26 protein-coding genes are annotated in these 19,285 nt (G+C 65.6%); 6 read left to right on the top strand and 20 right to left on the bottom strand.

Annotated features, from left to right (window positions below):
- Positions 1-23 precede the first annotated feature (23 nt).
- Complete coding sequence (locus ACTDI4_RS17680; RefSeq protein WP_442842396.1) at positions 24-338, top strand: DUF6665 family protein; 315 nt, start codon at positions 24-26, stop codon at positions 336-338.
- Between the two features lie 24 nt (positions 339-362).
- Here ACTDI4_RS17680 and ACTDI4_RS17675 read toward each other — a convergent pair whose 3' ends face one another.
- The 3 genes from ACTDI4_RS17675 to ACTDI4_RS17665 are packed head-to-tail and all read right to left on the bottom strand — an operon-like array spanning position 363 to position 1,996.
- The gene (locus ACTDI4_RS17675; protein ID WP_442842395.1) at positions 363-842 is read right to left on the bottom strand and encodes a hypothetical protein; all 480 of its coding nucleotides are present in this window, start codon (positions 840-842) and stop codon (positions 363-365) included.
- On the bottom strand, positions 823-1,692 hold the full coding sequence (locus ACTDI4_RS17670; protein WP_442842394.1) for a hypothetical protein: 870 nt from the start codon (positions 1,690-1,692) through the stop codon (positions 823-825). Before ACTDI4_RS17670 ends, ACTDI4_RS17675 begins: the two co-directional genes overlap by 20 nt.
- A 13-nt stretch (positions 1,693-1,705) precedes the next feature.
- Entirely contained in the window at positions 1,706-1,996 is a 291-nt protein-coding gene (locus tag ACTDI4_RS17665) for a hypothetical protein (RefSeq protein ID WP_442842393.1), read from the bottom strand.
- A 346-nt stretch (positions 1,997-2,342) separates the two neighbouring features.
- Between ACTDI4_RS17665 and petA the strand changes: the two genes are divergently transcribed.
- The 4 genes from petA (at position 2,343) to ACTDI4_RS17645 (ending at position 5,749) form a co-directional block, all read left to right on the top strand.
- Positions 2,343-2,903 carry a ubiquinol-cytochrome c reductase iron-sulfur subunit gene (petA, locus tag ACTDI4_RS17660; RefSeq protein WP_442842392.1) on the top strand — a complete coding sequence of 187 codons (561 nt, stop codon included), beginning with the start codon at positions 2,343-2,345 and terminating at the stop codon, positions 2,901-2,903.
- 17 nt (positions 2,904-2,920) lie between these two features.
- Positions 2,921-4,225: a cytochrome b gene (locus ACTDI4_RS17655; protein WP_442842391.1), complete on the top strand. Its 1,305-nt coding sequence runs from the start codon at positions 2,921-2,923 to the stop codon at positions 4,223-4,225.
- A 26-nt stretch (positions 4,226-4,251) separates the two neighbouring features.
- Positions 4,252-5,106, top strand: a complete 855-nt coding sequence (locus ACTDI4_RS17650) for a cytochrome c1 (protein WP_442842390.1) — start codon at positions 4,252-4,254, stop codon at positions 5,104-5,106.
- 97 nt (positions 5,107-5,203) lie between these two features.
- Entirely contained in the window at positions 5,204-5,749 is a 546-nt protein-coding gene (locus tag ACTDI4_RS17645) for an adenine phosphoribosyltransferase (RefSeq protein ID WP_442842389.1), read from the top strand.
- An 18-nt stretch (positions 5,750-5,767) separates the two neighbouring features.
- Here ACTDI4_RS17645 and ACTDI4_RS17640 read toward each other — a convergent pair whose 3' ends face one another.
- The 8 genes from ACTDI4_RS17640 to ACTDI4_RS17605 form a co-directional block, all read right to left on the bottom strand.
- Entirely contained in the window at positions 5,768-6,232 is a 465-nt protein-coding gene (locus ACTDI4_RS17640; protein WP_442842388.1) for a MaoC family dehydratase, read from the bottom strand.
- A complete protein-coding gene (locus tag ACTDI4_RS17635; RefSeq protein ID WP_442842387.1) occupies positions 6,229-6,693 on the bottom strand; it encodes a MaoC family dehydratase in 465 nt (154 codons plus the stop codon). The genes ACTDI4_RS17640 and ACTDI4_RS17635 overlap by 4 nt, the downstream gene beginning before the upstream one ends.
- 109 nt (positions 6,694-6,802) lie before the next feature.
- Positions 6,803-7,906, bottom strand: coding sequence for a redox-regulated ATPase YchF (gene ychF / locus ACTDI4_RS17630; protein ID WP_442842386.1), 1,104 nt, complete (start codon positions 7,904-7,906; stop codon positions 6,803-6,805).
- A gap of 12 nt (positions 7,907-7,918) precedes the next feature.
- The gene (locus ACTDI4_RS17625) at positions 7,919-8,368 is read right to left on the bottom strand and encodes a PIN domain-containing protein (RefSeq protein ID WP_442842385.1); all 450 of its coding nucleotides are present in this window, start codon (positions 8,366-8,368) and stop codon (positions 7,919-7,921) included.
- Positions 8,355-8,612, bottom strand: a complete 258-nt coding sequence (locus ACTDI4_RS17620) for a hypothetical protein (RefSeq protein ID WP_442842384.1) — start codon at positions 8,610-8,612, stop codon at positions 8,355-8,357. The genes ACTDI4_RS17625 and ACTDI4_RS17620 overlap by 14 nt, the downstream gene beginning before the upstream one ends.
- Before the next feature lie 105 nt (positions 8,613-8,717).
- Complete coding sequence (gene pth / locus ACTDI4_RS17615; RefSeq protein WP_442842383.1) at positions 8,718-9,446, bottom strand: aminoacyl-tRNA hydrolase; 729 nt, start codon at positions 9,444-9,446, stop codon at positions 8,718-8,720.
- Positions 9,447-9,469: 23 nt separating this feature from the next.
- The gene (locus ACTDI4_RS17610; protein ID WP_442842382.1) at positions 9,470-10,099 is read right to left on the bottom strand and encodes a 50S ribosomal protein L25/general stress protein Ctc; all 630 of its coding nucleotides are present in this window, start codon (positions 10,097-10,099) and stop codon (positions 9,470-9,472) included.
- 244 nt (positions 10,100-10,343) lie between these two features.
- Positions 10,344-11,576, bottom strand: coding sequence for an MFS transporter (locus tag ACTDI4_RS17605; RefSeq protein ID WP_442842381.1), 1,233 nt, complete (start codon positions 11,574-11,576; stop codon positions 10,344-10,346).
- Positions 11,577-11,698: 122 nt separating this feature from the next.
- Here ACTDI4_RS17605 and ACTDI4_RS17600 point away from each other — a divergent pair, with 122 nt between their 5' ends.
- Positions 11,699-12,538 carry an AraC family transcriptional regulator gene (locus tag ACTDI4_RS17600; RefSeq protein ID WP_442842380.1) on the top strand — a complete coding sequence of 280 codons (840 nt, stop codon included), beginning with the start codon at positions 11,699-11,701 and terminating at the stop codon, positions 12,536-12,538.
- Here ACTDI4_RS17600 and ACTDI4_RS17595 read toward each other — a convergent pair.
- The 9 genes from ACTDI4_RS17595 to pgeF form a co-directional block, all read right to left on the bottom strand.
- Positions 12,502-13,107, bottom strand: coding sequence for a cytochrome b (locus tag ACTDI4_RS17595; protein ID WP_442842379.1), 606 nt, complete (start codon positions 13,105-13,107; stop codon positions 12,502-12,504). The genes ACTDI4_RS17600 and ACTDI4_RS17595 overlap by 37 nt on opposite strands.
- 35 nt (positions 13,108-13,142) lie before the next feature.
- The gene (locus ACTDI4_RS17590) at positions 13,143-13,910 is read right to left on the bottom strand and encodes an anti-sigma factor family protein (RefSeq protein WP_442842378.1); all 768 of its coding nucleotides are present in this window, start codon (positions 13,908-13,910) and stop codon (positions 13,143-13,145) included.
- Positions 13,907-14,413 carry a sigma-70 family RNA polymerase sigma factor gene (locus tag ACTDI4_RS17585; protein ID WP_442842377.1) on the bottom strand — a complete coding sequence of 169 codons (507 nt, stop codon included), beginning with the start codon at positions 14,411-14,413 and terminating at the stop codon, positions 13,907-13,909. The genes ACTDI4_RS17590 and ACTDI4_RS17585 overlap by 4 nt, the downstream gene beginning before the upstream one ends.
- 5 nt (positions 14,414-14,418) lie before the next feature.
- Positions 14,419-14,811, bottom strand: a complete 393-nt coding sequence (locus tag ACTDI4_RS17580) for a COG4315 family predicted lipoprotein (protein WP_442842376.1) — start codon at positions 14,809-14,811, stop codon at positions 14,419-14,421.
- Positions 14,812-14,915: 104 nt separating this feature from the next.
- Positions 14,916-15,479 (bottom strand): YceI family protein, encoded by a 564-nt coding sequence (locus tag ACTDI4_RS17575; RefSeq protein ID WP_442842375.1) that lies wholly within the window; start codon positions 15,477-15,479, stop codon positions 14,916-14,918.
- Between the two features lie 87 nt (positions 15,480-15,566).
- Entirely contained in the window at positions 15,567-16,502 is a 936-nt protein-coding gene (locus ACTDI4_RS17570; RefSeq protein ID WP_442842374.1) for a ribose-phosphate pyrophosphokinase, read from the bottom strand.
- A 114-nt stretch (positions 16,503-16,616) separates the two neighbouring features.
- The gene (locus tag ACTDI4_RS17565) at positions 16,617-17,165 is read right to left on the bottom strand and encodes a hypothetical protein (protein ID WP_442842373.1); all 549 of its coding nucleotides are present in this window, start codon (positions 17,163-17,165) and stop codon (positions 16,617-16,619) included.
- A gap of 68 nt (positions 17,166-17,233) precedes the next feature.
- Positions 17,234-18,385, bottom strand: coding sequence for a M24 family metallopeptidase (locus ACTDI4_RS17560; RefSeq protein ID WP_442842372.1), 1,152 nt, complete (start codon positions 18,383-18,385; stop codon positions 17,234-17,236).
- Positions 18,385-19,182 carry a peptidoglycan editing factor PgeF gene (gene pgeF, locus ACTDI4_RS17555; RefSeq protein ID WP_442842371.1) on the bottom strand — a complete coding sequence of 266 codons (798 nt, stop codon included), beginning with the start codon at positions 19,180-19,182 and terminating at the stop codon, positions 18,385-18,387. Before pgeF ends, ACTDI4_RS17560 begins: the two co-directional genes overlap by 1 nt.
- Positions 19,183-19,285: the final 103 nt, after the last annotated feature.

The following is a 19,285-nucleotide window of genomic DNA, read 5'->3' as shown; positions in this document are numbered from 1 at the left end:
CAGGAACGCGGAACAGGAAAGCCATGTCGCTGCGCCCACCTTCCGGGTTTTCCGGCGCCTCCGCCCCGGAGGTGTTCTTCGACGCGCTCGGCCACGAGATCCTGGCCGAGAAGGCTTCGGCGCTGGGCCGGGCGGGCGCCCGGGCCGAATCGGCCCTGGCGCGCCTGCGTGCACACCAGGGCGGGCAGGCCGAGCGGCGGACGCTGCTGGCCGACACCGCCGACGCCGTCTACGCCTGGTTCATCCAGCGCGAATTGTGCGGCTTCCGCCGCCATGATTCGGTGATCCGCGAATTCTCCATCCCGCCAGAGGTCCTGGTGCGGCTGGGGGCGAAATAGGGTGCTCCCGTAAAGCGCGCCCGTTCAGCCGGACAAAGCGGCCAGGTCGGCCGGCGCGATCACGTCCGCCGGGCAGTCGCCCGACAATATGACGGCGCGCACGCGCACGGCCGGCGCGGCGATTCCCGCATAGCGCTCGGCGCGCCGCAGATAGTGGGTGAGCAGCGGACCGAGGATCGGCTGGCTGCGATGCAGGGCCGCCCCCGAGGAATAGAACAGTTGCGCACCGGCGGCACGACGCTCTACTGCCGCCCGATGCCAGCCCTGCGGGGAAACGCTGGCGATCAGGACGCGGCAGCCGGCGCGCGTGCCGGTTATCCATTGCGGATCGGTATTGGGTGTCGGCAGGCTCACTTCGAACCGGTTCCGCGACAGCATCGCCAGGATGTCGTCGTCGCTGGGGTCCTGCCCGGCGAAATTCGTCGGCGTGCCCAGCAGCAGCTTCAGGCCCATGCTCGCCAGCAGCAGCAGGGCAAGCGCGAGGCTAAGGCCGAGCCGGGTCACCGATGCCGATCCCGTAGGTGAAGATGGCCAGCATGGCGGCTATGGTCGCCCATGCCGTGAGGGTGGCGCCGAGCATGCCGTGGATTTCGGCGTAGTGCTGGGGCATCACGCCGATCAGCGCGATGCGGAAAACATTGATGAGCACGGTCACGGCGCCGGCTGCGGCGATGGCGGCTATCGCGCCCGGCGTCCATCGGTAGCCCTGCCCCTTCACGAACAGCACGCCGCAGAGGATGACGAGCGACAGGTTGGTGAGGGAGGAGCAGGCCGGTTCCAGGAATATGATGCCGGATCCGTCGGCAAGATCTATGGTGTTGCCGTGGCTGCGGGTGCCGACCATCCAGGCGATCATCCTGGCATCGAGCCCCAATATGGTGTTGCTGGCCGAGGCGAACAGGATGCGCGCCCACAGCACCGGAACGGTCAGCGCCAGAAACACCGTGCCGGCGCGGCGGGCGAGCGCATCGGAGCGGCGCGACAATCGCAGATGCGCGCCGATGACGAAGATGCCCAGCCAGCTCATGAAGGGGGCGGGCACGAGGAAGCAGGCCGCGGCAAACAGGCCGGCGGCGGCGTCGCCCGTGGTGATCATGCGGGGCCCACTACGCCAAAGCAGCACAAGGCCGATGATCGCGGCGGCCCAGATCACCGCGCTGACGCCGAGCGTGCTGAACAGAGCGGGCGCCACGCCGTAGCGCTCGATCTCGGTGCCCGCGCGTTCGCTGATGCCATTCACGAAGCCGATGGAGACGAGGCCGCAGAACAGAAGGGCGGGGGAAGCGCCTGCGGAAAGATATGCGAATCCGGGCTGCGGCAGTTCGGAGACGCCACGAGGGTGCACGGGCGCCATGTGCCTGCGACCGCTATTGCTTCCCGGTATTGTTCCGGTTCCGGCGTCTCAGCCAGACATAGCCGCCGACCACTGCGACGACGGGCAAGCCGATGCCCAGTATCGGTCCCGGTGCGGAATGGGAGACCGGGTCGCTCTGGCCCTTGTCGCCGCCCTTGTCGCCACCATCACCGTGATGAAAGTAGGGAAACCACTCCGCCATCGCGAAGGCGGGTGCGACAACCGGAGCGCTGGTGAACGCCGCGAGCAGAACCGCGGCGGGCAAGGTTTTCAATATCGACATCCAAACCTCCAGCTCGATCACCCCATTTTCGAGATGTATCACGGGAGGGCCATTCGGGTGCTAGACCATAGGTGGTAGTGCGATCGATACTCTGCATTAGCCGTCAGCAATCAATGGAAAGGCCGGTGCGGCTTTCGGGGAGTTGCCGCCCGTTGACTGACCGTTTCGACGTGCCTTGGATAAATGCCGCGACAATCTGCCCATATGTTCCGACCCGGCTGGACAAAAACAGGCTTCACGCATAAACCGAAGTCCGAAATGCCGGAGGAATTCGCTAGCCTGTCCGCAATGCGCTGCCGGGCCGATGCGATTGAGCGGGGACAAGGCTCGGCCGCCGGTACGGAAGAGGCAAAAGGACCAGGCACCCGTGAGCGCAACCGAAACCCACGATCCTAACCGCCGCGATTTTCTCTATATCGCCACCGGCATGGCCGGCGTGGTGGGCGCGGCCGCGGCCGCATGGCCGTTCATCGACCAGATGCGCCCCGACGCTTCGACCCTGGCGCTGGCCTCGGTGGAGGTCGATGTCGCGTCGCTGTCGGAAGGCTCCTCGCTGGTCGTCAAGTGGCGCGGCAAGCCGGTCGTCGTGCGCTACCGCACCGAAAAGGAAATGAAGGACGCCGAGGACACCAAGCTCGATGAGCTCAAGGATCCGCTCGCGCGCAACGCCAACCTGCCTTCGGACGCACCGGCCACCGATGCCAACCGCACCGCGCCCGGCAAGGAAGCCTGGATGGTGATGGTGCAGGTCTGCACCCATCTCGGCTGCATTCCGCTCGGCCAGGAAGGTGAATATGGCGGCTGGTTCTGCCCCTGCCACGGCTCGGTCTACGACACCGCCGGGCGCATCCGCCACGGACCGGCGCCGGAGAACATGGCCATTCCGGCATTCGAATTCATCTCCGACACCAAGATCCGCATCGGCTGAGGCAGGGGGACATTTCTATGAGCGAGGGACACTCCACCTATACGCCGACGACCGGGCTCGGACGCTGGGTCGACGCGCGCATGCCGCTGCCGCGGCTGGTCTATGACAGCTTCGTCGCCTATCCGGTGCCGCGCAACCTGAACTACGCGTGGACCTTCGGCGGTATCCTTTCCATCATGCTGGTGGCGCAGATCCTCACCGGCATCGTGCTGGCCATGCACTACGTGTCGGACACGTCGCTGGCCTTCAACTCGGTCGAGAAGATCACGCGCGACGTCAACCAGGGCTGGCTGCTGCGCTATCTGCACGCCAACGGCGCCTCGTTCTTCTTCGTGGCCGTCTACATCCACATCTTCCGCGGTCTCTATTACGGTTCCTACAAGGCCCCGCGCGAGCTTCTTTGGATTCTCGGCTGCATCATCTATCTGCTGATGATGGCGACGGGCTTCATGGGCTACGTGCTGCCGTGGGGACAGATGAGCTTCTGGGGCGCGACCGTCATCACCGGCTTCTTCAGCGCCATCCCGCTCGTCGGCGACTGGATCCAGCAACTGCTGCTGGGCGGCTTCGCGGTGGACAACCCGACGCTCAACCGCTTCTTTGCGCTGCACTACCTGCTGCCGTTCATGATCGCCGGCGTCGTGGTGCTGCACGTCTGGGCGCTGCACGTCACCGGCCAGAACAATCCGACCGGCATCGAGGTGAAGTCGAAGACCGACACGCTGGCCTTCACGCCCTATGCGACCGTCAAGGACGCGCTCGGCATGGTGGTGTTCCTGCTGGTCTACGCCTATTTCGTCTTCTACATCCCGAACTATCTGGGCCATCCCGACAACTACATCGTCGCCGATCCGCTGAAGACGCCGGCGCACATCGTGCCCGAATGGTATTTCCTGCCGTTCTACGCCATCCTGCGCGCCATCACCTTCAACATCGGGCCGATCAACTCCAAGCTCGGCGGCGTGCTGGCCATGTTCGGCGCCATCGTCATGCTGTTCCTGGTGCCGTGGCTCGACACCTCCAAGGTGCGCTCGGCCGTCTACCGGCCCTGGTACAAGCTGTTCTTCTGGCTGTTCGTCGCCGACTGCATCCTGCTCGGCTGGCTGGGCTCGCAGCCGGCGGAGGGCGTGTTCGTAGCCATGGCGCAGGTCTGCACGCTGTTCTACTTCGCGTTCTTCCTGATCGTCATGCCGGTGCTCGGCCTCATCGAGACGCCGCGGCGCCTGCCCAACTCGATCACCGAGGCCGTGCTGGAAAAGAGCAAGGGTTCCGGCGGCGGGCATCCGGCGGGTGCGACGGCCGCGCCGGAAACCAAGGGCTGAGCGAAGAGAATCCAGGGGATTTTGGCATGAAAAAGATTCTCATCTCGCTGGTTGCAGCCGGTGTGGTCCTGGGCGGCGGCTTCGCCATCGCGCAGGAAGGGGGCGAGGAGGCTGCGCCGACTCATTTCCCGATCAAGGAGCCGAAGGAAATGAGCTGGAGCTTCTCCGGCCCGTTCGGCACCTATGACAAAGCGCAGCTCCAGCGCGGGCTCAAGGTGTACAAGGAAGTCTGCGCGGCCTGCCATTCGCTGGACCTCGTGGCGTTCCGCACGCTGGAGGACCTCGGCTATTCGGAAGCCCAGATCAAGACGCTGGCCGCCGAATACACGATCCATGACGGCCCCAACGACGAAGGCGACATGTTCGACCGTCCGGGCATCCCATCGGATCATTTCCCGGCACCGTTCCCCAACCACCAGGCCGCTGCGGCCGCCAATGGTGGCGCGGCTCCGCCGGACCTGTCGCTCATCGCCAAGGCGCGGGGCGTGGAGCGCGGCTTCCCGCAGTTCGTGTTCGACATCTTCACCCAGTATGCGGCGGGCGGCCCCGATTACATCCATTCGCTGCTGACCGGCTACAACGAGCAGCCGCCGGCCGGAATGAAGATTCCCGAGGGCACGCACTACAATCCGCATTTCAACGCGGGCGTCTCGCTGGCGATGCCGCCGCCGCTGTCCGACGACCAGGTGACCTATGACGACGGCGCGCCGCAGACGGTTGAGCAATATTCGCAGGACGTCTCGGCTTTCCTGATGTGGGCGGCAGAGCCCCATATGGAAGACCGCAAGAAGACCGGATTCCGGGTCATGGTCTTCCTGCTTCTCTTCGGCGCGCTGATGTATCTCACCAAGCGCAAGGTGTGGGCGAACGTCGCGCACTGAGCCAATCCGCCTCAAGAAATCGAGAGGGCGCCGCCGGGCGCCCTTTTCTTTGTGCGCCCGAGGCTGCAAGACTGAACGGCAACCGGAACGCTTCCCCATGAAACCTTCGATCGAAGACACGCTGCTGGCCTCCATCCGCACGATCCCGGACTATCCGAAGCCCGGCGTCATGTTCCGCGACATCACCACGCTGCTCGGCAATGCCAGGGCTTTTCGCCGGGCGGTGGACGAACTGGTTCATCCCTATGCCGGGCAGAAGGTGGACAAGATCGCCGGTGTCGAGGCGCGCGGCTTCATTCTCGGAGGGGCCATGGCCCACCAACTCTCGGCCGGTTTCGTGCCGATCCGCAAGAAGGGCAAGCTGCCGCACGAGACCGTGCGTGTCGCCTATAGTCTCGAATACGGGCTGGACGAGATGGAGATGCACAAGGACGGCGTGGCGCCGGGCGAGCGCGTGATCCTGGTGGACGACCTGATCGCCACGGGAGGAACGGCGCAGGCGGCCGTCGAGCTTCTCAACCAGATCGGCGCCGACATCGTCGCTGCCTGCTTCATCGTCGACCTGCCCGATCTCGGCGGCCGCGCGAAGCTGGAAGCGCTCGGCGTGCCGGTGCGCACGCTCGTCGCCTTCGCCGGCCACTGAGCGCGGGCGAACCGGAACCTATTGCGCCTTGACCAGCACGGCGCAGTCGAATTCGATCACCTTGTCGCCGGTGGAATCGAAGCCTTCCGCCTTGAGCGTCAGCAGCCGCCAGCCGGGGCGGGAGGCGAGCGGCCGGTGGCCGAGCGCCGTGCGCGTATAGGTCACGGTCTCGCCCGCATAGACGGGCTTCAGCCATTTCAGGTTCCTGAACCCCGGCGAGGGGCCGAACTCCGGTTCCGCTCCCGGCCCGTCCCAGCGGCCTTCAGGCGCGCGGGCCGAAAGATTGCACTTCATCCAGGCGGAGGCCGTGTGCCAGCCAGAGGCGCAGAGCCCGCCGAGGACGCTGTCCCTGGCGGCCTCCTCGTCCACGTGGAAGGGCTGTGGATCGTATTTGCGGGCGAAAGCCTTGATCGCCTCCGGCTCGAATGTGTGGGAGCCCAGCGTGACGGTGACGCCGATCTGCAGATAGTCGTCCAGTGTCATGCGCCGGCTCCCGCACGCGTCAGGAACATGGCGGTGTTCTCCAACTCGAACACGCGTTCGCCGCGCTGGTTGAAAAGCTCGGCCCGCAGCGAAACGAAGCCGAGTTGCGGCCTGGACCGGGACAGGCGCTTGCCCAGAACCGTGCAGCGGCCGGTGAGCGTGTCGCCGGCCAGCACCGGCCGCGCCCACTTCACCTGATCGACGCCGGGCGCTCCCTGGGACGTGGATTCCAGCAGGAAGGCGTCGCACAGCATGCGCATGAACATGGCGCAGGTGTGCCAGCCCGATGCCGACAGCCCGCCCAATATGCTGTTCCTGCCGGCCTCCTCGTCGAGATGCATCGGCTGGAAGTCGAATTCGGAAGCGAACTCGACGATCTCCTCGGCGCTCACGCGCTTCGAGCCGAGGTCGAGGGAGGCGCCTTCCTCGAAATCCTCATAGGCCCATCTTTTGCCGGTCATGATCGAATCCCGTTCAAGATTGTACGATCATTGTGGACCGCCTCGCTGCACCGCACAAGAGCAGCGTGCGCCTGGCCCAGCACCTCGCCGGCCCTGCGGGCCGGGACCTTCAGGTATTGAACTTGAACAGCATCACGTCGCCGTCCTGGACGACGTATTCCTTGCCTTCGTCGCGGGCCTTGCCGGCCTCCTTGGCGGCAACCTCGCCGCCCAGGGCGACAAAGTCGTCATAGGCGATGGTCTGGGCGCGGATGAAGCCGCGCTCGAAATCCGTGTGGATGACGCCGGCCGCCTGGGGCGCCTTGGTGCCGCGCTCGATGGTCCAGGCGCGTGTCTCCTTCGGGCCGGCGGTGAAATAGGTGATGAGGTGGAGCAGCTCGTAGCCGGCGCGGATCAGCTTGTCGAGGCCGGGTTCATCGAGACCCATGGAGGCCAGGAACTCGCGTTCCTCGTCGTCCGGAAGCTGGGCGACCTCCGCCTCGATCGCGGCGGAGATCACGACCGTGCCGGCGCCCTGCACGGCAGCCATCTTCTCCACTGCCCGCGTGTGCTCGTTGCCGGTGGCGGCATCGGCCTCGGCGACGTTGCAGACATAGAGCACCGGATGCGAGGTCAAAAGGTTGAGCCCCTTCAGGATGCGCAGGTCCTCGGCGGCAATGCCCTGCAGCAGCAGGCGCACCGGCTTGCCGGCCTGCAGCAGCTCCAGCGCCTTTTCCATCATCGGCAGGACCGTCAGCGATTCCTTGTCCTTGCCCTGCGCGCGCTTGCGCGTCTGCACGATGCGGCGCTCCAGGCTTTCGAGGTCCGACAGCATCAGTTCGGTCTCGACCGTGTCGGCATCCGCCACGGGGTCGATGCGGCCTTCGACATGGGTGATGTCGTCATCCTCGAAGCAGCGCAGCACGTGCACGATGGCGTCAACCTCGCGGATGTTGGCGAGGAACTGGTTGCCCAGCCCTTCTCCCCTGGACGCGCCGCGCACGAGGCCCGCAATGTCCACGAAGGAGATGCGGGTGGGGATGATCTCCTTCGATCTGGTGATCTCGGAAATCTTCTTCAGGCGCGGGTCGGGCACCGCCACCTCGCCGGTGTTCGGCTCGATCGTGCAGAAGGGATAGTTGGCGGCCTGCGCGGCGGCAGTCCGGGTGAGCGCATTGAACAGCGTCGACTTGCCGACATTGGGCAGGCCGACAATGCCGCATTTGAAACCCATTTTCGTCCGGTCCTATCGGGGATTGAGAATTTGCTCAGGGCTATGGGCGAAAGGGTCGATGATCGTCAAGCCTTGGATCGCATGTCCGTCCTGCAAATCCTCGGAAAGGAAGTGGCTGCAGCCCAGTTCGATCGCCGAAGCAAGCAGCAGGCAGTCCCACCAGGAGTAGCCGTGGTGGAGATGCAGGCTGCGCGCTTCGGCGACTTCCCGTTTCGTAAGCGGGCTGTCCCCGAACTCGGCAAAATCCGCCGCGGTCGAGAAAACCTGTTCGGGCGTCCCGAACCACTTCTTGCGCAGCAGAACGTGGGTGAGTTCGTTCAGCACCTGGAGATTGATCGCCGCGATCCGGCGTTTGGCCAGTTCCCGCAGCCATAGCTGCGCCCTAGCAGCCTTTTCGCCATTCTTTCTGTCGTGGGAATAGAGAAGAATGTTGGTGTCGATGAAGACCCTAGCGCCGGGCATTGCGGTCTTCGGCAGTCGGCATCCTGCCGTCATCCGTCACGTCCCATTTGGGACCGGAAAAGATACGCTCGAGCGCTTCAATCTGGCGATTGCCGCCACTTTGGCCGGCCAGCTTCTCGTCGGCTTCGATTTTTGCCTTTGCTGCATCGGCCATATATTTCGACACGCTTATCCCGGCTCGCGCAGCGGCAACCCGCGCGCGCTGTGCAAGTTCGTCATCCATCGAGATCGTCACATTCTTCATGAAACGCTCCGCCACGGAAACACGAAGCTCGTGTTTTCGTGAAAGATAGGCGGCTCCGGCCTGTCCGGCAAGGGAAGGGGCCGGGGCGGGCGGCCCGATGGCGGTTCACTCCTTGCCGAGCAGCTTCTTCAGCATAGCGGCCATGGGGCCGCCCTCGGGGAGCTTGACGGCAGGCTGCTGCGGACGCGCCTGGCGGATATGGCTCTGGGCCTTGGCGGGCTTCTGCTTCGGCGGCGGGGTATCGTCCTCGCCGGTCGGCTGGAGCTTTTCGCGCAATGTCAGCGTGACGCGGTTCATGAAGCCGCTGTCGTCGCCCCGTGCCAGCATGTCGGCACCGTCGGAAATGGCGTCGAGCAGCACGTCCACCCATTCGCGGTCGGCCTTGGAGAAGTCGCCCAGCACATGGCCGTGCACCATTTCCTTGACGCCGGGATGGCCGACGCCGATGCGCACGCGGCGGTAGTTGTTGCCGATGTGCTGGTCGAGCGAACGGATGCCGTTGTGGCCGCCCGAACCGCCGCCCACCTTCACCCGCACCTTGCCGGCGGCGAGGTCGATCTCGTCATAGAAGACGGTGACGGCGGCAGGATCGAGCTTGTAGAAGCGCAGCGCCTCGCCCACCGCCTGGCCGGAGAGGTTCATGAAGGTCTGGGGTTTGACCAGCAGCACCTTTTCGCCGCCGATGCGGCCTTCCGCCACCTCGGCCTGGAATTTTCGCGACCAGGGAGAAAAGGAATGGCGGCGGGCTATCGCCTCCGCCGCCATGAAGCCGACATTGTGCCGGTTGTTGGCATATTTCGCTCCCGGGTTGCCGAGTCCTGCAAACAGCAGCATCGTTCAGCCCCGGGTGCGAATGCTTACTGGCCCTCGGAAGCCGGCGCCGCGGCAGCAGCTTCCTCACCGGCCTCCGACTTTGCCGCGGCAGTGCCGGCAATGGTGGCGATGGTGAAGTCGCGGTCGGCAATCACCGGCTTGACGCCGGCCGGCAGTTCGACGGCCGAGATGTGGATGGAGTCGCCGATCTCGGAGCCCTCGAGGTCCACGGTGATGAAGTCCGGGATCGAGTTGGCCGGGCAATGGAACTCGACCTCGTGACGCACCACGTTGAGGGTGCCGCCGCGCTTGATGCCGGGCGACTTCTCTTCGTTGATGAAGCGAACCGGAACGTTGACATTGACCTGCGTGTTCTTGCTCACGCGCAGGAAGTCGACGTGCATCGGGAAGTCCTTGACCGGGTCGAGCTGATAGTCCTTGGGCAGGACCTGGATCTTCTTGCCGTCGACATCGATCGTAGCGACGGTGGTCAGGAACGCGCCGCCGTGGATCTTGTAGTAGATTTCCTTGTAGGACAGAGCGATGGCCAGGGGAGGCTGCTTGTCGCCGTAGATGACTGCAGGCACTTTACCGTTGCGGCGAACTGCACGGGCGGACCCCTTACCGACCTGTTCGCGCGCTTCGGCCTTGAGCTCGTAGGAAGATTGGCTCATGGCATTTCCTTTCGCGTGTTGTGGAGCGTCTGCGGCGACGGGCGCCGAAAACGTCGAAAGCCGCCATTGCCGCGCATGACCTTGCCCAAAAACCGGAATCCACTTTCTGGGATCGTGCGAGCCGACAGCTCTCCGCCGCGTTGCCTCCAAGGGTGTCTACGCGGGTGGCGACCCTATAGCGGAAGCCGGACCGGGGCGCAAGCTGCGCATCGGCCGCGGCTCAAGCTGCATCGAGGGCCGCTCCTCAGGTGGCTTTCCGCATCGCGGCCTGCTCCCTCCTGATCTTCTTCATGTTGGGCAGGAAGATGGTCAGCAGGCCGAGGAAGGGCAGGTAGGAGCAAAGCCGGAAGACGAAGTCGATGCCCTTCATGTCGGCCACGACGCCCAGCACCGCAGCCGCGATGCCGCCCATGCCAAAGGCAAAGCCGAAGAAGACGCCGGCGATCATGCCGACGCGCCCCGGCACCAGTTCCTGCGCGAAGACGACGATGTTGGAGAAGGCTGACGACAGGATCAGGCCGATCAGCACGGTCAGGATCATCGTCCATTCCAGATTGGCGTAGGGCAGCAGGAGCGTGAAGGGCAGCACGCCGACGATGGAGAACCAGATCATCGCCTTCTGGCCATAGCGGTCGCCGAAGGGGCCGCCGAGCAGGATGCCGAGCGCCGAGGCGCCGAGGAACAGGAACAGCATGACCTGGGACATCTGCACCGACACGCCGAACTTCTCGATGGCATAGAAGGTGTAATAGCTGGAAAGCGAGGCGATGTAGGCGTTCTTGGTCAGCACCAGGAGCGTCAGGATCGCAAGCGCCCACATCACCCGGCCGCGCGAGAACGGCGACACGAAGCTGGCCGCCTTGCGAGCAGCCATGGAGGCGTGCAGGCGGCTGTACCAGCCGCCGACGTTCCACAGCACGAAGATGCCGATCAGCGAACCGACGGCGAACCAGGCGATGCTGGTCTGGCCGAACGGAACCACGATGAAGGCGGCGAGCAGCGGCCCCAGAGACTGGCCGAAATTGCCGCCCACCTGGAAAAGCGATTGCGCCAGTCCGAAGCGTCCGCCAGAGGCATAGCGGGCGATGCGCGAGGATTCGGGATGGAAGACGGCCGAGCCGATGCCGATCAGCGAGGCGCCGGCAAGCAGCAGCCAGTAGTGCCCCGCATAGGCCAGTATGATCAGGCCGACCAGAGACGAGGCCATGCCCCAGGGCAGCGAATAGGGCATCGGCTTCTTGTCGGTGATCCAGCCGATGACCGGCTGCAGCAGCGAAGCCGTGACCTGGAAGGTGAAGGTCAAAAGGCCGATCTGCCAGAAGTCGAGGCCGTAATTGTCCTTGAGCAGCGGATAGATCGCCGAAAGCAGCGACTGCATGATGTCGTTGATGCAATGGCAGAAGCTCACCGCCAGGATCACGGTGAAGGCCGTGGCCGTCGCCGAAGGGCGCGCGGCCGTCGCTGTGGTATCGGTCAAGGAAACTGCTCCGTCGTCTTTCCGGCATGTCGATGGCGAGCCGCTTATAGCTCCGTTGCGCATGAACTTCTTTCGTGGTTTGCTACAAAAATTACGTAAGTGGGCCACGGAAACCCAACCTGATGCCTTATCCCATCTCCTATCTCGACACATCCGCCACAAATCTGGACCGATTGCAGCACGACCGGCTGGCGTGGCTTGAAAGCCGCAGGGGAGCCATCGTGGCGCTGCCCTCGGAATATCCGGACGGCTACGAGGTGCGGGCGCACAGCCACAGCCGCAGCCAGTTGCTGCATGCGCTGGCGGGCGTGGTGCTGGTCAAGACCGGTTACGGCCGCTGGATGGTGCCGCCCGACCACGCCATGTGGATTCCGGCCGGCATCGAGCACGGGGTGGAAATGCTGGGCAACGTGTCGATGCGCTCGGTCTATGTCGAGCCCGAGGCGATAAAGGGGCTGCCGTCACTTTTGCGTGTCGTCGGCGTCGGCGACCTGATGCGCAGCCTGATCGTCGAGGCCGTGGCCCTGCCGGACGAGCCGCCGCTGCCGGAACGGGCGAAGCTGCTGCTCAATCTCCTGCTGCATGAAATCCCCAACATGCCGGAGCGGCCGCTGGGCCTGCCTTTCCCGGCCGATCCGCGCCTGGCCGCGCTATGCCGGCGCTTCGTCGCCGAGCCGTCGCCGCACGCCACCATCGACGAGTGGGCGCTGCAGGCGGGCATGAGCCGGCGCAGCTTCACCCGCACCTTCCACCGGCAGACCGGGCTTTCTCTGTCGACATGGCGTCAGCAGGCGCTGCTGTTCGCGGCGCTGCCCCGGCTGGCCGACGGCGAGGCGGTGACGAGCGTGGCGCTCGATCTCGGCTACGATTCGGTGCCGGCCTTCACCACCATGTTCAAGCGCATGCTCGGCACCTCGCCGCGCGGCTATCTGCGCGGCTCGCGCGAATCCTCTCCGGGCTGAGCGGGGCGCGACGCGGCTCGAAAGCAGAGCATGCGCCGCAGCGTGTCGTCGCGACGGACGACGTGGTGATAAAGAGCCGCCCCCATATGGGCCAGCACCAGCAGCCCCGCCGCATAGGCCAGCAGCGCATGGATGCGCGACCACAGCGCTTCGGCCGCATCCGAAACGGTGAGCGGCAGGTTGGGGATGACGACGAGATCGAAGGCGTAGCTGGGTATGTCCAGCGGCGAGGACGACACGACTGCCCAGCCGGCCAGCGGCACCAGCAGGGTGAGCAGAAGGAGCAGCCGGTGGACGACGTACGCCGCCGCCCTTTCCAGCCTGCTCAAGGTCGCCAGCGCTGCTGGGTGGAAGCTGAAGGTCCACCAGCCGAACCTGAGCGCCGCAAGTCCGAGGGTCAGGAAACCAAGGGATTTGTGCCACTGGTAGAGCTCGAATTGCAGCGCCGGGTCGTCCGCGCTTGCCTGGGTGAGGTATCCGAGCGGCAACTGGCAGATGAAAAGCAGCGCGACCAGCCAGTGCAGCGTCTTTGCCGCCAGCCCATAGCGCCCGCGTGTGTTGCGCCACATGGACCTGTCCTCATGTCGGCCGGATGCCGGCCCTGTCAGCTCAACTGCTTGTAGGCGCGCATGGCGATGTCCTGGAGCCGGTCCCTGGGAAGGTCGCCGACCAGCGCGCAGCTCACGGTCTCGTCGGTCCAGGAAAACGACTCGAGATTCTCGGCCGTGGCGTAGCGCATGGAGGTTTCCTTTCCGTTGCGCGTCGGGACGATGAAGAGCGTGATGCGGCGCCCGCCGTCGTCCTGATACATGAACTGCGCGGCCGGCCCGCCATTGGCGGGCAAAAGGCGCCCGCCCACCAGCGTCAGCCCGGCGGAGCGAAGATCGGGGATGGTCAGCGGGCGGTCGAGCCGTTTCGAGAGCCACGCCGCCAGATGGGCCTGCTGATCCCCGCCGACCTCGACGGGGTGCAGCACCTCGCGCGCATAGAGGCTGTGGGCGGCGAAGGCCTCGCTCACCAGCGACTGGCCCGGCCGGGCGGCCATGCTCACGTCGCGCGCGATCCATCCGGCCAGCCCGCCGCATGCCACCAGCATCGCCGCCGCCGCCATGCGCCAGCGGCCGGCCGCCTGCGCCTTCAGCCTTTGCGCGATGCGATAGGCGGAAAGCCGGGCGGGCGGCACCTCGCGTGCGACATGGTCGTAGAGCGCGCGAAGCGTCTCGTTCTGCTTGCGCCAATGGGCGACGTCGTCGGTCAGCAGGGGGTCGGCTGCGAGATGGCGCTCGATCTCGGCGCGGCGATCCGGCGTCAGCGCGTCGTCGACATAGGCATGCAGGTCGCTTTCGGTGATCGGGCTGTTGTCGACGGTCATTTCACGGTCCTCAGTTTCGATCCGCCGTCCTCCGTCAGGCTTCGCAACGCCGCCCGGGCCCGCCCCAGGCGCGACATCAGGGTTCCGATCGGGATTTCCAGCATGTTCGCCGCCTCGGCATAGCTGAGCCCCTCGACCGCGATCAGCAGCAGCGCCTCGCGCTGCTCGACCGGCAGGGCCTGCATGGCCCTTGCCGTTTCCGCGAAGGCGAGCCGGCCGGGCGAGGCGCTCGGCACCTGCGGCTCGACCGGCAGGCTGGCGATCGGCATGCTCTCGGGCGCGCGGCGGCGCTGCCGCAGGTCGTTGCGGTAGATGTTCAGCAGCATCTTGAACAGCCATGCCTGCAGCGATCCCGTCGGCCGCCACAGGCCGCTCTTGCGGATCGCCCGTTCGAGGCAGTCCTGGACCAGATCGTCGGCAAGGTCGGAATTGTGGGTCAGCGCCCGGGCGTAGCGCCGCAGCGGCGGCACGCATTCCTCGATCTTGTCCAGGAACTGCGACATGGGCTTCAGTCTTTCGCCACGTGCCAGACCCCGCCGACGCCGTCGCCGCCCACGTCGCCCGGCTTCTTGTCGGCCTGCCACAGATAGAGCGGCTTGCCCTCATGCGCCCATTGCCTGCTGCCGTCCTTGCGCGTCACCAGCGAGAAGGGCGCTTCGGCCTTGGCCGAGGCGTCTGCCGCCAGCGGAGGCCACTTGGCCGCGCAGGCATCGTAGCAGCTGGAAGCATCCTTGCCATCCTTGTCGAAGGTGTAGAGCGTCATGCCCTTCTGGTCGGTCAGCACCTCGCCCTTGGCGGTCTGCATCGACTTGACCGCGCCGCCGGCATAGTCCTCGGCATGGGCGGCGAGCGGAAGGGCAAGGGCGAGGGCGGCAGCGAGAAGCGTCGGGTTTGCGGACATGGTGTTCCTCCTGGTTGTCTTGCGCGGACGATCTCGCGCATGGCTGTAAACACCCGTTGCGTGGTTTTAATCCCCCGTCCGACCGGGCCGGCAGAGCCGGGCTTTCACTTGAGGCCCTGCATGGTCATGTCGAACTTCACCACATTGGAGTAGATCGGCGCACCGATACCCATGTCGTAGCGCGAACGCAGCACGTCGCCGGTGACATGGAAGGCGATGCGCCGTCCCTCGTGCTGCGTCAGCGCGACGTTGAAGATTTCCCCGCGGGTGATGCCGCGTGCGGTCAGCATGCCTTCGACGGTGGCGCTGCGGGGGCCGGTCTGCCTGACCTTCGTCGACCTGAAGGTGATGCTGGGATGCTCCTCCACATCGAACACGGCCGACGAGCGCAGGAAGCTGGTGATGCGGGATTGCGCGGTCTCCACGCTGCCCGGCTGCAGGGTGAAGGAGACCTGCGAGCGCGAGACATGGGCGGGATCGATGAGGAAGACGCCGGAAAACCGCTGGAACTGGCCCGCAATGCCGCCGCCTCCGACCTGGCTCACCGTGAAGGCGATGTGCGAGGACGGCTCTATGGCATAGCGGCCGCCCGAACTGGACAGGCTGTCGCCGAAGCAGGGCGAGGACGCCAGCACCACGGCGCCTGCCAACAGGATGGAGCGGATCATGACGATCTCCCGGTGTCGGTGGTTTTACCCCACGACAACACCGGGAAGGCGCCTTTAGTCCATCACGGCATCAGGAGACCGGCCGGTTCAGTCGAACAGGCTCGACACCGATTCCTCGCTTGCCGTGCGCGAGATCGCCTCGCCCAGCAGGTCGCCGATGGAGATGGTGCGGATGTTCGGTGCGTCGATGACCTGCTGCGTCGGCTGGATGGAATCGGTGATGACCAGTTCCTGCAGCTTCGAGCCGGCGATGCGCGCGCACGCCCCGCCCGACAGCACGCCGTGGGTTATGTAGGCGGTGACGCTGGTGGCGCCCTTTTCCAGCAGCGCCTCGGCGGCATTGCACAGCGTGCCGCCGGAATCGACGATGTCGTCGATCAGGATGCAATCCTTGCCGCTGACGTTGCCGATGACGTTCATGACCTCGGACTCGCCCGGACGCTCGCGGCGCTTGTCGACGATGGCGAGCTGGGCGTCGAGGCGCTTGGCCAGCGCGCGTGCGCGCACCACGCCGCCGACATCGGGCGAGACCACGGTGAGATTGGCCAGTTGCTTGTATTTGGCCTTCACGTCGCGGGCCATCACCGGCACCGAAAACAGGTTGTCGGTGGGGATGTCGAAGAAGCCCTGGATCTGGCCGGCATGCAAGTCGAGCGTCAGAACGCGGCTGGCGCCGGCGCGGGTGATCATGTTGGCGACCAGCTTGGCCGAGATCGGCGTGCGGCCGGAGGCGCGGCGATCCTGCCTGGCATAGCCGAAATAGGGGATCACCGCCGTGATGCGCCGGGCCGAGGAACGCATGAAGGCGTCGATCATGATGAGCAGTTCCATCAGGTGATCGTTGGTCGGGAAGGAGGTGGATTGCAGCACGAACACGTCCTCGCCGCGCACGTTCTCCTGGATCTCGACGAAAATCTCCTGATCGGCGAAGCGCCGGACGGTGGCCTTGCCCAGCGGAATGTTGAGATAGCGGGCGACCGCCTCTGCCAGCACCCGATTGGAATTGCCCGCGAAGAGTTTCATGCACCGATTGTCCGATGGAAGGAATTTGACGGCCTTTTAGCGGCCCTGAACGGTATTGCAAGCGCTCCGGTCACAAATCCACCTGCAAATCCCAATTAAACTCGGATCGAGAGCTTAGCCGGTGCTCCCAGCCAGCCATGTGGTGAACTGGTCGACGGTCGAATCGGCGATCGACTGCATCGTCGCCGGCGCCACCGCGGCCCAGCCTTCGGCGCCGTTGGCGGAGGCGGTCTTGGCCTGTCCGTTGATGCGATGCAGCCGGTTGCCCGACGGGTCGTAGACGTCCCAGACATAGATGACGGTGGTTTCCTTGCCTTCCGTCATGGTCGAGAAATAGCCCTTCAGCACATGCGTGGCGGCCGCCGCCGGGTCCGAGCTGCCCGCCAGCCTGATGCCGTGCTCGCGGGCGCGCAGGTTCAGCCGCTCGGTCAGCGGCGCCGCGGCCTCGACCGGCGCGCCGACGATCGGCGCGATCTGCAATCGCGTCCTGGCGGCGACGGCGGCGACCGTGGCGGCGGACGGCTTCGGAGTTTGCGCGACGGTGCCCGTCGCCACCTCGGCAGCGCCCGATGCGGCCGCGCCGGGCTGGGGCGCGATCGCCGAGGGCTCGAGCACGCTGGAACTGTTGCAGGCGGCCAGCGCCAGCGCTGCGAATAAAGACACACTCGTCGCAAGCGATCGGCTCGGCAACGCAAGAACTCCCTGGCGGCGATCGTCCTTCGTCACCGCATTCACCGCACGATCAAGTCGAGATCATGGCGCGACAGCGGCTTCGGTTCCGATTCGGTGGTGAGGTAGGTGCGACCGAGCGTCATGGCCGTTTCGGCCTCGGAATCCATGATGATCATATGCGCGAACAAGGTCATGTTGGGCGCGATCGGCTCGGCATTGCCCTGGTAGAACATCGGCGTGTCCATCCAGGACGGGCTGAAGCGCGCGCCCAGCGAATAGCCGCAGGCGTTCAGCCTGTTCTTGGTCAGGCCGTGAGCCTCCATGGTGCGGGCGTGCGCGTCGAAGACGTCGCCGAAAGTGTTGCCCGGCGTCATCACCTTCTCCACCGCCAGAAGCGCGGCGCGCGCCGCCTCGAACAGTTCCTGATGGCGCTTGGAGACCTTGCCGGTCAGCACCGTGCGCATCATCGCGGCGTGATAGTGGTGGTAGACGCCGGCCCATTCGAGCGTGAGCTGGTCGTTCTTGTTGAGCTTGCGCCGGCCCGCCTTGTAGCGGCACAGAAGCGCGTCGGCGCCCGAGCCGATGATGAATTCGTTGGCCGGGTAGTCGCCGCCGCCGGCCAGGATCGTGCCCTGCATGGCGGCCAGGATGGCGGACTCGTCGCCGCCCTGCTTGATGAGGGGAAGGGCCGCGTCCAGCGCGTCGTCGGCAAGGCTTGCCGCCTTTTCCGCCTTGGCGATCTCGGCCGGGCTCTTGAACAGGCGCAGCCGGTTGACGATGCGCGAGGCGTCCACGATCTGTCCGAAGGTCTGCAACTGCTCGTCCAGCCGCCGGCCGTCATAGGCCGTCAGGCCATGCGTGTCGTATTCCACCCCGATGCGCGCGCCCAGGAGGTCGAGGTCGTTGAGCAGGTTGCGCAGGTCGATCGCCGGGTTGGCGTCGGCGCGGTCGGTCCATACGACGATGTTTTCGATGGTCGAGGTGTGGCGGGCCTGGCGCAGGTCGGCCGAGCGGGTCAAAAGCACCATCGAGCCGTCCGCCTTCACCACCAGGCACTGGAAGAAGCAGAAGCCGAACGTGTCGTATCCGGTCAGCCAGTACATGCTTTCCTGCGCGAACAGCAGGATCGCGTCCAGCTTCTTCTCGGCCATGTCGATCATCAGCCGGTCGCGCCGGGCATCGAATTCCGAACGTTCAAAATGAAGCGCCATCAGCCCCGCTCCTCCAAAACTATCGCAGATATCTGTCGCCCGTAGTCCGGCTCGCCGCGATGCGTGCCGCGCCGATAGGAGTAGAAAAGGTCCTCCTCGGCATAGGTGCAGCGGTCGAGCTTTCCAGCCCGCACGCCGGCCTTGCGCAGGCGATCGACCGTGTAGAGGTTCAGGTCGAACATGGCATGGCCGTCCCTGGGCGAGGGGGCGAAATAGCGCTCGTTGGCCGCATCCGCCTCGACGAAGCGGGCCACGAATTCCGGGCCGACCTCGTAATTGGCCGGGCCGATCGAGGGGCCGAGCACGGCCATGATGCGATCCCGACTGGCGCCCAGGCTCACCATGGCGTCCACCGTATTTTCCAGAACGCCGGTCAAGGCGCCCTTCCAGCCGGCATGGGCGGCGCCCACCACGCGGGCGGCGGCGTCGGCGAACAGCACCGGCCCGCAATCGGCGGTCGAGGCGCAGACCGCGATGCCCGGCCGGTCCGTCACCAGGGCGTCGGCCTTCGGCCGGCTTCCGGGAAATGGCTCGCGCACGATCACCACGTCGGGAGAATGTACTTGGTGGGCGGTGAGCAGATGCGCCGCCGGCACGCCCATCCATTCGGCCACGCGGCGGCGGTTCTCCGCCACCAGCGCGGGATCGTCCGCAGAGCCGGGGCCGGTGTTCAAACCGCGATAGATGCCGCCGGAGACACCGCCGACGCGGGTGAAGTAGCCGTGGCGGATGCCCTCGGCCTTCGCCTCGTCAAGCAGGGGGGACCGGATCGGATCGGGCTTGAGGTGAGTCGACATGGCTGCGTTTTTGTCTCCGTAGCCCGTTTCGTCAAGCACAGTCTCGCCACGTTCTCGGCGGCGGCCCGATGCTGGCCGCGAGGCGGGAGAGTGCGGCATGGGG

The organism is Mesorhizobium sp. PUT5, from assembly GCF_052216645.1.
Taxonomy (GTDB): Bacteria; Pseudomonadota; Alphaproteobacteria; order Rhizobiales; family Rhizobiaceae; genus Mesorhizobium.
Note: the sequence above shows the minus strand (reverse complement) of the source record. Positions and strands in the feature narration are given on the sequence as shown.

Bases quoted from the DNA above. Each gene is read 5' to 3' on its own strand.
- ACTDI4_RS17655 (WP_442842391.1), top strand. From the start codon at position 2,921: ATGAGCGAGGGACACTCCACCTATACGCCGACGACCGGGCTCGGACGC.
- ACTDI4_RS17585 (WP_442842377.1), bottom strand. From the start codon at position 14,413: ATGTCGCAGTTCCTGGACAAGATCGAGGAATGCGTGCCGCCGCTGCGG.
- ACTDI4_RS17650 (WP_442842390.1), top strand. From the start codon at position 4,252: ATGAAAAAGATTCTCATCTCGCTGGTTGCAGCCGGTGTGGTCCTGGGC.
- ACTDI4_RS17640 (WP_442842388.1), bottom strand. From the start codon at position 6,232: ATGACACTGGACGACTATCTGCAGATCGGCGTCACCGTCACGCTGGGC.
- ACTDI4_RS17645 (WP_442842389.1), top strand. From the start codon at position 5,204: ATGAAACCTTCGATCGAAGACACGCTGCTGGCCTCCATCCGCACGATC.
- ACTDI4_RS17610 (WP_442842382.1), bottom strand. From the start codon at position 10,099: ATGAGCCAATCTTCCTACGAGCTCAAGGCCGAAGCGCGCGAACAGGTC.
- ACTDI4_RS17620 (WP_442842384.1), bottom strand. From the start codon at position 8,612: ATGAAGAATGTGACGATCTCGATGGATGACGAACTTGCACAGCGCGCG.
- ychF (WP_442842386.1), bottom strand. From the start codon at position 7,906: ATGGGTTTCAAATGCGGCATTGTCGGCCTGCCCAATGTCGGCAAGTCG.
- ACTDI4_RS17580 (WP_442842376.1), bottom strand. From the start codon at position 14,811: ATGTCCGCAAACCCGACGCTTCTCGCTGCCGCCCTCGCCCTTGCCCTT.
- ACTDI4_RS17570 (WP_442842374.1), bottom strand. From the start codon at position 16,502: ATGAAACTCTTCGCGGGCAATTCCAATCGGGTGCTGGCAGAGGCGGTC.
- ACTDI4_RS17680 (WP_442842396.1), top strand. From the start codon at position 24: ATGTCGCTGCGCCCACCTTCCGGGTTTTCCGGCGCCTCCGCCCCGGAG.
- ACTDI4_RS17595 (WP_442842379.1), bottom strand. From the start codon at position 13,107: ATGTGGCGCAACACACGCGGGCGCTATGGGCTGGCGGCAAAGACGCTG.
- pgeF (WP_442842371.1), bottom strand. From the start codon at position 19,182: ATGTCGACTCACCTCAAGCCCGATCCGATCCGGTCCCCCCTGCTTGAC.
- ACTDI4_RS17600 (WP_442842380.1), top strand. From the start codon at position 11,699: ATGCCTTATCCCATCTCCTATCTCGACACATCCGCCACAAATCTGGAC.
- ACTDI4_RS17560 (WP_442842372.1), bottom strand. From the start codon at position 18,385: ATGGCGCTTCATTTTGAACGTTCGGAATTCGATGCCCGGCGCGACCGG.
- ACTDI4_RS17670 (WP_442842394.1), bottom strand. From the start codon at position 1,692: ATGGCGCCCGTGCACCCTCGTGGCGTCTCCGAACTGCCGCAGCCCGGA.
- ACTDI4_RS17575 (WP_442842375.1), bottom strand. From the start codon at position 15,479: ATGATCCGCTCCATCCTGTTGGCAGGCGCCGTGGTGCTGGCGTCCTCG.
- ACTDI4_RS17625 (WP_442842385.1), bottom strand. From the start codon at position 8,368: ATGCCCGGCGCTAGGGTCTTCATCGACACCAACATTCTTCTCTATTCC.
- ACTDI4_RS17635 (WP_442842387.1), bottom strand. From the start codon at position 6,693: ATGACCGGCAAAAGATGGGCCTATGAGGATTTCGAGGAAGGCGCCTCC.
- pth (WP_442842383.1), bottom strand. From the start codon at position 9,446: ATGCTGCTGTTTGCAGGACTCGGCAACCCGGGAGCGAAATATGCCAAC.
- ACTDI4_RS17590 (WP_442842378.1), bottom strand. From the start codon at position 13,910: ATGACCGTCGACAACAGCCCGATCACCGAAAGCGACCTGCATGCCTAT.